The sequence below is a fragment of the Vibrio sp. CAU 1672 genome (assembly GCF_029223195.1).
Lineage (GTDB): Bacteria > Pseudomonadota > Gammaproteobacteria > Enterobacterales > Vibrionaceae > Vibrio.
In genome coordinates, this window is record NZ_JARHUF010000010.1 from 49331 (window position 1) to 62524 (window position 13194).

Annotated in this window: 13 protein-coding genes and 1 other annotated feature; of the genes, 5 read left to right on the forward strand and 8 right to left on the reverse strand. The window is 50.2% G+C overall.

What is annotated here, in order from left to right:
• Positions 1–16: 16 nt before the first annotated feature.
• The 5 genes from trpCF to P2G85_RS11310 form a co-directional block, all read right to left on the reverse strand.
• Entirely contained in the window at positions 17–1456 is a 1440-nt protein-coding gene (gene trpCF / locus P2G85_RS11290; RefSeq protein WP_275864187.1) for a bifunctional indole-3-glycerol-phosphate synthase TrpC/phosphoribosylanthranilate isomerase TrpF, read from the reverse strand.
• Positions 1457–1469: 13 nt separating this feature from the next.
• Complete coding sequence (trpD, locus tag P2G85_RS11295) at positions 1470–2468, reverse strand: anthranilate phosphoribosyltransferase (protein WP_275864188.1); 999 nt, start codon at positions 2466–2468, stop codon at positions 1470–1472.
• A gap of 11 nt (positions 2469–2479) precedes the next feature.
• Positions 2480–3067: an aminodeoxychorismate/anthranilate synthase component II gene (locus P2G85_RS11300; protein ID WP_275864189.1), complete on the reverse strand. Its 588-nt coding sequence runs from the start codon at positions 3065–3067 to the stop codon at positions 2480–2482.
• A 6-nt stretch (positions 3068–3073) separates the two neighbouring features.
• A complete protein-coding gene (locus P2G85_RS11305; protein WP_275864190.1) occupies positions 3074–4651 on the reverse strand; it encodes an anthranilate synthase component 1 in 1578 nt (525 codons plus the stop codon).
• Positions 4652–4776: 125 nt separating this feature from the next.
• Positions 4777–4879: a sequence feature (Trp leader region), on the reverse strand.
• Positions 4826–4951 carry a Trp operon leader peptide gene (locus tag P2G85_RS11310; protein WP_275864191.1) on the reverse strand — a complete coding sequence of 42 codons (126 nt, stop codon included), beginning with the start codon at positions 4949–4951 and terminating at the stop codon, positions 4826–4828. (Overlaps the previous feature by 54 nt.)
• A 95-nt stretch (positions 4952–5046) precedes the next feature.
• Here P2G85_RS11310 and P2G85_RS11315 point away from each other — a divergent pair, with 95 nt between their 5' ends.
• The 3 genes from P2G85_RS11315 (at position 5047) to rluB (ending at position 7757) form a co-directional block, all read left to right on the forward strand.
• Positions 5047–5919: a PHP domain-containing protein gene (locus tag P2G85_RS11315; protein WP_275864192.1), complete on the forward strand. Its 873-nt coding sequence runs from the start codon at positions 5047–5049 to the stop codon at positions 5917–5919.
• Positions 5920–5956: 37 nt separating this feature from the next.
• Complete coding sequence (locus P2G85_RS11320; protein ID WP_275864193.1) at positions 5957–6577, forward strand: L-threonylcarbamoyladenylate synthase; 621 nt, start codon at positions 5957–5959, stop codon at positions 6575–6577.
• Positions 6578–6818: 241 nt separating this feature from the next.
• A complete protein-coding gene (rluB, locus tag P2G85_RS11325; RefSeq protein WP_275864194.1) occupies positions 6819–7757 on the forward strand; it encodes a 23S rRNA pseudouridine(2605) synthase RluB in 939 nt (312 codons plus the stop codon).
• Positions 7758–7906: 149 nt separating this feature from the next.
• On the opposite strand, the gene P2G85_RS11330 is transcribed toward rluB, so the two are convergent.
• Positions 7907–8227, reverse strand: coding sequence for an HI1450 family dsDNA-mimic protein (locus tag P2G85_RS11330; protein ID WP_074191537.1), 321 nt, complete (start codon positions 8225–8227; stop codon positions 7907–7909).
• 3 nt (positions 8228–8230) lie between these two features.
• On the reverse strand, positions 8231–8797 hold the full coding sequence (yeiP, locus tag P2G85_RS11335; RefSeq protein WP_275864195.1) for an elongation factor P-like protein YeiP: 567 nt from the start codon (positions 8795–8797) through the stop codon (positions 8231–8233).
• Between the two features lie 160 nt (positions 8798–8957).
• On the opposite strand from yeiP, the gene P2G85_RS11340 reads away from it, so the two are divergent.
• Positions 8958–9725, forward strand: coding sequence for a nucleotidyltransferase domain-containing protein (locus P2G85_RS11340; RefSeq protein ID WP_275864196.1), 768 nt, complete (start codon positions 8958–8960; stop codon positions 9723–9725).
• A gap of 23 nt (positions 9726–9748) precedes the next feature.
• Here P2G85_RS11340 and P2G85_RS11345 read toward each other — a convergent pair whose 3' ends face one another.
• Entirely contained in the window at positions 9749–12112 is a 2364-nt protein-coding gene (locus P2G85_RS11345; protein ID WP_275864267.1) for a DNA polymerase II, read from the reverse strand.
• A gap of 436 nt (positions 12113–12548) precedes the next feature.
• Here P2G85_RS11345 and uvrY point away from each other — a divergent pair, with 436 nt between their 5' ends.
• Entirely contained in the window at positions 12549–13193 is a 645-nt protein-coding gene (gene uvrY, locus P2G85_RS11350) for a UvrY/SirA/GacA family response regulator transcription factor (RefSeq protein WP_275864197.1), read from the forward strand.
• Position 13194: the final 1 nt, after the last annotated feature.

A 13194-nucleotide genomic window follows, 5' to 3' on the forward strand; every position in this document is an offset into this window, starting at 1 on the left:
TCCTTTTCGTAAACTTTTAGTAGTTGCGAATTGCAGCAAAGGCTTGTTGCAACTTCTGTGAATCTTTTTTGCCTGGTGCGCTTTCGACACCGGAATTTAAATCTAAACCCAGACAGCCGAGTGTTGCGGCTTGTTGGGCATTGTCTGGCGTCAATCCTCCTGCCAGCATGATTTGGCTCGGATCGCCAATCAGGCTCCAGTCAAACACTTCGCCTGTTCCACCAGACTGGTTGCCAACCCGTGCATCAAGTAGATGACGGTCAATGTTTTCGCTCAGCAGGGCAGGTCGTGCCTCTTTGACGCCATACGCTTTCCAAATCTCGATACTGGCAGGCAGCTCGGCTTTTAGTTGATTCGCGTAATTTTGATCTTCCTCACCATGCAGCTGAATGGCTTTTAGGCCCAGAGAGGTGGCAACTGACACCACGAAATCAACCGGGTGGTTTTGGAACACGCCCACATAATCAAGCGGCGCACCACTCATGGTCAGGCGTGCGCTTTCCAAGTCCACCGCTCGCGGAGATTTTTCCACGAAAATCAGTCCACCAAATACCGCCCCCGCCTGGTACGCTTTGGCAGCGTCGTCAGGGTGGGTCAGGCCACATACCTTGTTTTCTCCCAGCGTAATTTTGCGGACAGCCAGTTCGAGGTTGTGTTCTGCCATTAGCGAGCTGCCAATCAGAAAGCCATCCGCGTATTCAGCCAGTTCACGCACCTGCTGGTGGGTGTAAATGCCGGACTCTGAAATCACCGTTGCGTCAGGCGCGAGTTGACGAATTGTCGGTGCAAGCTGTTTGGTTCGGTTGAGGTCGGTGCTCAAATCACGCAGATTGCGGTTGTTGATGCCAATAACACGAGCCTTCAGTTTAACGGCCCGCTGAAGTTCTTCTTCGTTGCTGACCTCCGTCAGGATGCCCATATTCAGGCTGTGCGCTGCTTCCGCCAGAGCGTGGTACTGGTCATCATTCAGTACCGACAACATCAGCAGTACGGCATCGGCACCATAATGGCGCGCAAGATAAACCTGGTAGGTATCGATCATAAAGTCTTTACACAAAACCGGTTGGCTTACCTGGCTGCGCACTTGCGGAATGAAGTCGAAGTTACCCTGGAAATATTTCTCATCAGTCAGCACAGAAATAGCATCAGCATGACGGTTATAAACCGATGCGATGTAATTTAAATCGAAGTCATCGCGGATCAGGCCTTTTGATGGCGAGGCTTTTTTGCATTCGGTGATAAACACGGTGTTGTCACCACTCAGGGCGTCATAAAAACTGCGTTCAGAGGGCTCTAATTCGGACTGGAACGTACTCAGATGCTGCAGTGCTTTGCGTTCTGCCACCCATTGGTATTTATCGCGAACAATCTTGGCCAGTACTTCTGCCATTTCAGCTTCTTGTTTTGAAACGTGTTCAGACAGGTTGTCAGCTTGTTGCGTGTTGAAGTCAGTCATCTGCATCATTTCCTTAAGCGTGTGCGGCGAGTCGCTGTACCAACTGGTAAGCCTTGCCGGAATTCATGGCATCAATCGCTTGTTGCGCATTGGCTTTCAAATCTTCATGGCCAAACAGACGCATCAGCAAAGCAACGTTAGCGGCAACGGCACCAAGTTGAGCCTCGGTTCCTTTACCCGTGAGCATGTTCGTGATGATGGCTTTGTTCTCTTCTGGATCGCCACCTTTAATCGCTTCCAGCGGGTGTGCTTGTAAGCCGAAATCTTCTGGGCTCAGGGTGTATTCAGTGATCTTGCCATCTTTTATTTCCGCAACCGTGGTCGGGCCGTGAATGGCGACTTCATCCAGCCCGCTACCGTGTACCACCGCGGCGCGTTTCATACCCATTTGTAGCATGGTTTCAGCGATAGGACGAACCAGTTCTTCACTGTAAACCCCCATTAATTCAATGTTGGGACGCGCAGGGTTAATCAGTGGACCAAGAATGTTGAAGATAGTACGCGTTTTCATGGTCTGACGAACTGGCATCGCGTGGCGCACTCCGCCGTGATATTGCGGCGCGAACAGGAACGCTACCCCGATATCATCCACCGCTTTGCGGGTGTCTTCGGCACTCATGGCCAGATTGATGCCAAAGGAGTCAAGCAAGTCGGAAGAGCCGGATTTGCTCGACACGCTGCGGTTACCGTGCTTGGCCACTTTCAGGCCACACGCTGCCGCAACGAATGCTGCTGTGGTCGATATATTAATGGTGTTGTGGCCGTCCCCCCCGGTGCCGACGATGTCGGCAAAATCGTAATCCGGGCGTGGAAACGGGTTGGCATTGGCCAGCAGTGCTTTGGCCGCGCCGGCGATTTCATCCGGCGTCTCGCCTTTGATTTTCAGTGCGGTCAGTGCTGCGGCCATCAGAATCGGGTCGAGCTCACCGCGGATAATGGTGTCAAATAACTGTTGGCTTTCTTCCTGAGTCAGCGATTGTTGCGCGTATAACTTATTGATGATCTTTTCCATGATGATTCTCCTTACTCAGCCTTCTCAAGCGCCCATGCAATGGCATTGGTTAACAGTGTCGCGCCATAGGTGGTCATAATCGATTCCGGGTGGAACTGGAATCCGCACACTTTATCTTGCTCCTGTACCACCGACATCACCAAGTTATCCACCTCTGCGGTGACAGTCAGGCTTTCCGGGACTTTGGTCGCCACCAATGAGTGGTAACGGGCAATCGCCAGTGGTGACGGCAGATTGGTGTAGGTTGCGTGATTCTGGTGCGCCATCATCGAGACTTTTCCGTGTACGATTTCTCCCGCTCCGGCAACGGTGCCGCCGTAGGCTTCGACAATGGCCTGGTGGCCCAAACAAATTCCGATCATCGGCACTTTGCCTTTTAAGCGCTGGATCAGCTCGGGCATCGAACCTGCCTCAGATGGTGCCCCGGGCCCCGGTGAAAGCAAAACAACCGGGTTTTCCAGTTTGTTCACTGCGTGTTCAATGGTTTCGGCTGGAATGTGATTGCGGTAAATTTTGACTGAGTGGCCCAGTGAACGGAACTGAGCTACAAGGTTGTAGGTAAACGAGTCAAAGTTATCGATAAATACGATGTTGGCCATGAGCTGCTACTCCTTATGTGCCGATTGCAGATGAGCTGATTGAATCGCGGAAATAACCGCCTGTGCTTTTCCGCGGGTTTCATCAGCTTCTGCCTGGGGGTCAGAATCGAATACCACCCCTGCGCCTGCTTGTACTTGAGCGATGCCGTTTTCCACATACGCTGAGCGGATCACGATACAGGTGTCCAGCGTACCTTCGCCGGTCAGGTAGCCGACCGCACCGCCATAGCTGCCGCGGCGGGCCCCTTCCACGTCTCGGATCAGCTGCATGGCACGAATCTTCGGCGCACCAGTAAGAGTGCCCATGTTCATACAGGCTTGGTAAGCGTGCAGCGCGTCCAGATCGCCACGCAGTTGACCAACCACGCGAGATACCAGGTGCATCACATGGCTGTAACGGTCTACTTTGAGCAGGTCTGCGACATGCCGGGTACCAGCTTGAGAGATACGTGCCACGTCGTTACGCGCGAGGTCAACCAGCATCATGTGCTCGGCGTTTTCCTTTTTGTCCGTACGCAGTTCAAGTTCGATGCGGCTATCTAGATCAAAATCGATTTCGCCGTTTGGACGCTTACCCCGACGGCGAGTGCCCGCAATGGGGTAGATCTCGATTTGGTTGGTCGCGGTCTCGTATTTCAGTGCACTTTCGGGTGAGGCGCCAAACAGGGTAAACAGCTCGTCCTGCATGTAGAACATGTAAGGGCTGGGGTTGCTCTGTTTCAGTTCTTTGTATGCTGCTAACGGTGAAGGACACGGCAGGGTGAAACGGCGAGAAGGCACCACCTGGAAAATATCGCCCTTTACTACATACTCTTTCAAATCGCGAACGATCTGGCAGAAATCTTGATCGGAAATACTTGGTTGAGCGGCAACATTGGCAACTTGGGTCGCACCTGGCAGAGGCTTTGGTGAAGCACATTGCGCGCTAATATCAGCAATGCGAGTCTCTAACGCTGCTTTCTGTGAATCATCAACAAACAGGGTTGCCTGCAACTGGCAAGATTCGGTCTGGTGATCGATAACAAGTAAGGTTTCTGCTACGTAGAACACGTAATCGGGACATTGACTGGCCGGTTCTGCGTCGCCCAGCGGTTCGAAGCTGGCGACTAAATCATACGCAAATAATCCCCCCAGGAAGATCGCGTGTTTGTCTTGCTGGGAAAGATCGAAACTGTGCTGAACCAGACGCAACGCATCGAATGAAGACGCTTCACTCAGTCGGGAGTCTTCATCCAGCGTGTCGCATGGCTGAGTGAATTCCAGTGTCAGGGTCTGACCATCAAACTGGCTGCTGATTTTACTGCGTACATTTTGATTCAGGTGTGCGAGCAAGTTCCTACCGTTTTCCGTCAGGGCTTGCATGCGAACTGTATGACCGTGGCACACGATGCGCACGGCCGAATCGACAATTAACAACGATTTTAGGTTTTGCTTGGAATCAATTTCTGCTGATTCAAGCAATAAGCTGTCGGTTTTGTTCTCACACAGGGTATGGAACAAGCGGGTTGGATCTGAAGCATATGGCACGGCAGCTGTTAGCACTTCGAGTTGTCCGAGATTCTTAATTTGTATGGCCTTGTTCACAAGACCTCCTTGTAGCTGTTTACATCGTCCTGTCGTACATAGTCGCACAAAGCAAACGTTCACCCAATGGCGTTTTGGCCTGATTCGCTGAATGTTTAAGCAATTAACTGTGAGATAAACGACAAATTAAAAAGCCCGCTTTGGAAGCGGGCTTTGCGAATTTAGATTCTTTAATCAGAAATGCACTGGTGCCCACCCGGATGTTTTCCAAGTACGCCACCAAGACAGATCCGCGGAATGCGCCTGATTCAGATGAATCGCAATTTTCGCTTTCTGCTGGTAGTTAAACTCTTGTAACATGGTGAGCCTTAATTCATGTGTTTTGTATTTGTGTACTAGTTAACTAGTGCAAGGGTGAAAAGTCAACCCCAAAACCGCACTAAATTACGAAAAATATGAGAATAGATTTACACAGCCATACCACCGCTTCTGACGGAAGGTTTACACCGCAAGAACTGGTCGACCGCGCGTTGAGCTTTGGTGTTGAGGTTTTGGCCATCACGGATCACGATACGCTGGATGGGCTGATGGTCGCGAAAAAGTACATCACCGAGAAGCAGCTGCCATTACAATTAATTAATGGTATTGAAATTTCGACTGTGTGGCAGAATAAAGACATACATATCGTGGGATTAAACGTTGATCCGGATAATGCGACGCTCAATACTTTGATTGCACAGCAACAACAGCACCGTATTGCCCGGGCTGAACTCATTGCCCAGCGGCTGCAAAAAGCAACCCGGGAAGGGGTGTTGGCCGAGGTGCAGCAAATTGCCAACGGTGCCCCGGTGACACGTGCGCATTTTGCTAAGTGGCTGGTGGACAGCGGCTATGTGAAAAACATGCAACAGGTGTTCAAAAAATACCTGACGCGTGGAAACCCAGGTTATGTTCCGCCCAACTGGTGCTCGATGAATGATGCCATCAATGCCATTCATGCAGCAGGAGGCCAGGCAGTGCTGGCGCATCCCGGTCGCTATCAACTAACCGCGAAGTGGCTGAAACGCCTGTTGACCGCGTTTGTTGAGGCCGGGGGCGATGCGATGGAAGTGTCGCAACCACAACAAGCCCCACAAGAAAAGCGCAACTTGGGCGATTATGCTATACAATACAAACTATTAGCTTCCCAAGGTAGTGATTTTCATTATCCATCCCCCTGGATGGAATTGGGAAGAAACCTCTGGTTACCCGCAGGTGTCGAACCAGTATGGAAAGATTGGGGGATTGAGCCATCTCTGGCTGTAACAGCTCAGGATGACACTCCATAGAATATAGAGCCGAGAGGCTCGATAACGAGGAATTATAATGAGCCAGTTTTTTTACGTTCATCCAGAAAACCCACAGGCTCGCTTGATCAATCAAGCCGTAGCAATCATTCGTAATGGCGGGGTGGTGGTCTACCCGACTGACTCTGGCTACGCGTTGGGATGCCAGCTGGAAAACAAACAAGCCCTGGAGCGTATCTGCCAGATCCGCCGCCTGAATGATAAACACAACTTTACGTTATTGTGTCGTGATTTGTCGGAAATATCGCTGTATGCGCGCGTCGATAACACTGCGTTTCGTTTGCTGAAGAACAATACTCCGGGGCCTTATACCTTTATTTTTAAAGGCACTAAAGAGGTACCGCGTCGCCTGATGAATGCCAAGCGCAAAACCATTGGTATCCGTGTACCTGATAACCGTATTGCACTGGACTTGCTTGAAGCACTGGGCGAGCCGTTAATGTCGACGTCACTTATCCTGCCGGGTAATGAAGTTACAGAATCCGATCCTGAAGAGATCCGTGACAAGCTGGAACACGCGGTAGACGTGATTCTCAATGGTGGTTATCTGGGTGAGCAGCCGACCACTGTCATTGATTTCAGCGATGATCAGCCGGTATTGGTGCGCCAAGGTGCCGGTGACCCGTCACCGTTTGAATAACCCGATTTACTCAGGAGGCATAATGCCTCCTTTTTTAGCGCCGGAGCATGGGTCTGTTAGCGTGTTTGCCAGCCCGGTTGCAAAGGTGAATTACGGTAAGTGGAAGTGGCGACGATTTCACTTACATTGGCTACGATTATCTCGTATAATGTCCGACCGAAAAAATCCCAGGTCGTTGGGTAAAGCATAATGTAGGCCATTCCGGTCTAGACGTCTGTGAAGACGACACATAGGTAGATAAATGAGCGAAAAGTTACAAAAAGTCTTAGCACGTGCTGGTCACGGTTCTCGTCGAGAGATCGAATCGTTAATTAAATCCGGTCGCGTAAGCGTGAACGGTGTGGTAGCTAAACTTGGTGAAAGACTGGAAGACGAGAGCAGTGTCGTTCGTATCGATGGTCACATTGTATCTGCGAAGGTTCAGGAAGAAGTGATCTGTCGTGTACTTGCGTACTATAAACCGGAGGGTGAACTGTGTACTCGTCATGACCCTGAGGGTCGTCGTACGGTTTTCGACCGTCTGCCAAAAATTCGCGGTTCTCGCTGGATTTCAGTTGGTCGTCTGGATGCGAATACATCTGGTCTGCTGCTTTTCACTACGGATGGTGAGTTGGCAAACCGCCTGATGCACCCAAGCCGCCAAGTTGAACGTGAATACCTGGTGCGTGTGTTTGGTGAAGTAACCGAACAAAAAGTTCGCAATCTGGTAAAAGGTGTTGAGCTGGAAGACGGTATGGCTCGTTTTGAAGACGTCGTATATGCTGGCGGTGAGGGCATGAATCACACTTTCTACGTTGTGATCAACGAAGGCCGTAACCGTGAAGTTCGTCGTCTGTGGGAATCACAAGAGTGTACGGTTAGTCGTCTGAAACGTGTACGTTATGGTGATATCTTCCTGGATAAGAAGCTACCTCGTGGTGGGTGGATGGAACTGGATCTGAAAGAAGTCAATTACCTGCGAGAGCTGGTAGAACTTCGTCCAGAGAAAGAAACCATGCTGGACCTGAGCAAAGACAATACATCACGCAAGCGTGAACGTGCCCGTAGCCAAAAAATCCGTCGCGCCGTTAAGCGTCACGAAGAACGTGTTAACACGTCTAAAGGCCGTAGTAACAATCCTGCTCGCCGTAAGCCAAAGAAAAATGCCGGTGAACAAGGTGCACGTAATAAGCATCGCTAATTGAGCGTAAACATCAGAAAGGCTTGCCATGAGGCAAGCCTTTTTCTTATCTGGCTATCCTTTCAGCCTGCAGATACGGTGACAGTTCATACCCGAGATAAAAAACACCAGCGTAAGGCTGGCGTTTTTAATGCATGATTTGGGCAGCGTTAGTCACGCTTCCAAAGCATATGACAGAACTTATGCTCAGGGTCCCGGCTGATTAGCATACGAGCGAATACGTCATCTAACACGTCATTTTCTTCGTTCACTAAGCCGATTCGCACTTCTGCATACACTTCTTTATCAATTTCGAAGCCTACATGCTCAACCCAGTCATCACTGGTTTCGACAAGCTCTGCAGCACCACGATCTTCAAATTGTGCGGTAAACAGAATGACATCGGCGGGCTCCAGGTTATCCGGTGCCATTTCGAGAAAAATGTCATATGCCGCGTCAATCACGTCATCGTAAGAAATCAAATCAGACATGGTTTAAGCTCGGCTCATGTATTTACGTTCTGCGGTGTTAATGATCACGCGGTCGCCGGTTGCAATGTATTCCGGAACCTGAACCACCAGACCAGAAGCAAAGCGGGCCGGTTTGGTACGTGCCGATGCAGATGCGCCTTTGATTGACGGATCGGTCTCTTCAATTACCAGTTCCACCGACGATGGTAGCTCAAGGCCTACAGCGGAACCGTCAACCAGGATAATGTGAATGCCTTGGGTATCTTCATTGATGAACAGCAGGTCATCTTCGATTTCGTTGTGTTTGAACGTGTATTGCGAGTAGTCTTCGTTATCCATGAAGATATGCTCGTCACCGTCTGCGAATGAGTACACAACCGCACGTTTGTTCATCTCGACCGTATCCACCACGTCATCAGATTTGAAACGCTCATCAACGCGCGCACCGGTGGACAGGTCAGTACAACGCATTTTGTAGATTTTTGCACCGCCACGGCCGCCAGGAGTGGTTACTTCGATGTCTTTCACCAGAAGCGTTTTACCATTGGACTCGATGGCAAAGCCTTTTTTGATTTCACTTGCCTTTGGCATTATCTATTCCTATTTATACGTATTAAGCAAAACGGGGTGATTATAGCGCTAAGTTCACAGACTGGCATCTAAAATCCTTCGGCAAGAGGATCTTGATTCGAGTGGCAACCTGTTGGATCATAGTCGGCAGAGCCTTTTAAATTGAGTATTTTTCCTGTCCATGTCACTTGCTGTTATTGATCCCCAAGCTCCTTTTCAACCGGAATATGCTCCACTGATCCAAGATTTACTGCACTGCTTAAAAAGCGGGCTGGGGAATAAACTCCACAGTCTGTATGTTTATGGCAGCGTTGCGCGCAAAACGGCGACACCCGGTAAGTCGAATATTGATTTAGTGGTCGTGACACACAGCGGGTTTGAGGATCACAAAGCCACTCTGTTCAATACCATTAAATGGCGAGTGCAAAAGGAATACCCCCATGTTAACGGGGTATCAATCCGATGTGCTTTGGTTAAGGAAGTGGCCAACCTCGACAGCATCTTTACCTGGGGCTTTATGCTCAAACACTGCTGTGTCTGCCTTTATGGCGAAAACCTCGGCGAGTGTTTTGGCGACTATGTCCCGAGCTGGGAAATTGCCAAACACTGGAATATGGATGTTGAAGATTGGCTGATAGTGTACCGGAAAAAAATCGCCCAGGCGGGTGGCCGTGAGCAAATGGTGCAGGCACAGCAGGTGATTGCCAAGAAATTGCTACGTGCTGCCTATTCGCTGATTATGTATAAGGATAAGCGTTGGTTTGATGACCCGTTGAGGTGCGGAGAGGAGTTTCTTCAGTATCACCCCGAGAAAGCGACCGAAATTGAGCGGTTGGGGATTTTGCTCTCGGGGCGGCCCATACCCAAACGCTCGGTCATCGGCCTGATTGACAGTTTTGGCCAGTGGCTGGTCAAGCAATATCAAAAGACTGAGTTTCGTATCGGTTAAATCATTAATCTCGCTCTCCGTATTCAGAACAGGCCGAGCTGTGGGGCACACAGGCGCTCAAAGTCAGTGCCGATAAAGGGCAGAATCGCATCGGCGACGGGCTTGAGTTGTTTGTCTATATAGTGCTGGTAATCAATCGGGCTGCGGCGATACTCAGCAGGCTCAGGCCCGTTCACGGTGATCAGGTATTCTATCCGCCCCCGGTTCTGGTACTGGAGTGCTCTTCCCAGCCTGGCGTTGATCTCATCGGCCAGACGCGCCGCGCGCACTTGTGGCGGTACATTTTTCTGATATTCATGAAGCTTTCTGCGTAAGCGTTTCTGGTAGACCAGTTCATGATCAAAATTACCATTGTGGGTTTTCTCTACGGTTTCACGTATGTAGTTACTGGGGTCTTCACCGTGGAAGATCATTTGGTACAGTTGGTGCTGAAAACGTTGCGCCAGCGCTGTCCAGTCGGTACGTGCACTCTCCAGGCCCTTGAAGATGATCCGCTCCTGGTCACCTTCACCAATCAGCCCGGCGTAGCGCTTTTTCGAGCCGGTTTCTGCCCCGCGGATGGTCGGCATCAGGAACTTGCGGTAGTGGGTTTCATACTCCAGTTCAAGGATTGACGTGAGGTTGTACTCCGAGCGCAAGTGCTCGTGCCACCAGTTGTTGATGTAATCGACCAGCTGATAGCCAATTTTGTCGGCGTCCGCCTGGCTGTAGGGACCATCGAGGGAGACGAACGTCGAGTCAGTATCACCGTAGATAACCTGATAGCCCTGTTGTTCAATCAGTACTTTGGTCTGCTTCATGATCTCATGCCCGCGCATCGTGATGCTGGAAGCCAGGCGGGTATCAAAAAAACGGCATCCTGACGAGCCAAGAACGCCATAAAATGAATTCATGATGATCTTAATGGCTTGGGAAAATGCCTTCTCTTGATTCTTTTTCGCGACGTCACGCGCCGCCCACAATTTTTCAATCATCTCGGGCAAAAAGTGCCTGGAACGGTGGAACTGGCCACCACGAAATCCCGCCACTGCCTGCTCATCGCCTTTACCTACTTCAAGCAAAAGCCCTTCAACCAGTCCCAGCGGATCGATTAAGAACGAGCGAATAATCGACGGGTAAAGGCTCTTAAAGTCGAGCACCAATACGGAGTCATACAGGTTCGGGAGCGAATCCATGACGTAGCCTCCGGGGCTGGCTACCCAGTTTTCCGGATGGAGGTTAGGCGCAATATAACCGGCGCGGTGGAGTTGAGGCAGGTAGAGGTTGGTGAAGGCTGCAACCGAGCCACCAACCCGGTCCAGCTCCACTCCGGTTAAGCGGGAACGTTCAATGGCGAAGTCAAGCAGGTGGGTGTGGGCGAAGATCCTGTTGACCAGCACACAATCCTGCAGATTGTATTTGGCCAGAGACGGTTTATCACTGCGGTACATCTGGTTAATTTCATCCATGCGATCATGCACGTTATGGATGGCTTTACCTTCACCCAGCAGCTCCTGCGAGACCGACTCCAGTGACCAGGAGCGGAAATGATAGGTTGCGGTCTTCAGCGTGTCGATCCCATCAAGCACAACCCGGCCGGGGATGGAAATGAAGCCTTGTTGGCTTTGCGCAGCGCTGCGAAAGAAACTGTGTTGTCCCGCCCGGCCTATGGCAAGTTTGAGCTGGTGCCATTCGGCGCGTTTGTGCAGTAAACGAAAATCGAAGTCGATCACGTTCCAGCCAATGACTACGTCGGGATCAAACTCGGTAAACCAGGCGACGAGCGCTTCAAGCAATGCCCGTTCATTGGCGACCCACTGGATAGGAGTATCAGACGACTCGGGTTTGCCAATCATGATTACCCGGCTGTCTTGTGGGCTGTCGAGGCCAATGGAATAGAGTATCCCTTTTTCTGAACACTCCAGATCGAGAGATACCACATGCAGACGCGGGAGGTAATTGCCGCCACGACACTTGGCGTTAACGGCAGCACGGTACCCCAGGCGTTGTTGCAAAGGCCCGCTGAACTCGACGCTACCTTTAATGAAACGTTCCATCAGGAAGCGGTCAGCCAAACGGATATCCCCTTCCAGTACTTCAATTTCTTGTTGGGTCAACGCCAGTTGCAGGGTTCGGGCTTCTTTAAGCGTAGGAGTATAACAGGCCGTGAGTGGCTGTTGAGCGAAGCTCTTCAGAGGCAGTGCTTTGAAATCAGCACTAATGTGATTACTAACAGCGAGTTTTTCCGCCAGAACTTGTTGTGCCTGAGGAACAAAAAACACCGGTTTTTCGCCGTTTATCAATAGCTGGGTTGCACCCCGGTCGGTGGCTAACCAAAGTTCTATTTGGGTCTGTCCACCCACATCCCGCGCCTGGCGGGTAAGTAAGAAACCTTGTTCAATAGTCAAGAGCGTTGCAACCTCAGCGAATAACTTCGTCGCCATTCTAGCATTCTGGCGCAGAAAGGGTATGGCGGAGTGCCACGTCATCACGGTAGCAGCGGCAGGAATGATTTGCCTGCTGTATGGTTCTTAAGCGTTGCTGTATGCGGACTAATCAATCCCGGAGAAGTTTGTGCCGGACACGGCAATATGCAACCTAGCTGCTTGATTTGTAGAGGGTAATGTTGTTAGCTTACCAGTTGTAAAGTAAGGTTTTGTACAGCCTGCTGAGAAATAAAACGGCTCTCTTTGAATAAGTTCTTGCTAAAGTTTGCATTTCAGCACATATTCTTAGAAAGCAATTTTTTGTCTATTGCGTTACGATATAGGCAATCATACTGATATCCACATTGAACAACTGTTATGTGGGTGCAGAGCCAATAAAAAGTGTGGAGATACAAGTTTGATAAATGTTTTCCTTGTAGATGATCACGAGCTGGTTCGCACAGGGATACGACGTATTATTGAAGACGTCCGTGGAATGAACGTAGCAGGAGAAGCTGACAGCGGTGAAGAAGCGGTAAAATGGTGTCGCAGTAATTATGCAGATGTCGTTTTAATGGATATGAACATGCCCGGAATCGGTGGCTTGGAAGCGACGAAAAAGATTCTGCGTGTTAATCCGGACGTGAAAATCATTGTACTGACTGTTCATACGGAAAATCCGTTTCCAACAAAAGTGATGCAGGCGGGGGCCTCTGGCTACCTGACCAAAGGTGCAGGGCCGGATGAAATGGTCAATGCAATTCGTGTAGTTCATAGTGGGCAGCGTTATATTTCGCCAGAAATTGCGCAGCAGATGGCGTTGAGTCAATTCTCGCCGGCATCTGAGAACCCATTTAAGGATTTGTCCGAGCGTGAGCTTCAGATCATGATGATGATCACAAAAGGCCAGAAAGTCACGGACATCTCTGAGCAACTTAATTTAAGTCCTAAAACGGTCAATAGTTATCGCTATCGCCTGTTTAGCAAATTGGACATTAATGGTGATGTGGAGTTAACCCACTTAGCCATCCGCCACGGAATGCTGGACACCGAGACGCTTTAGT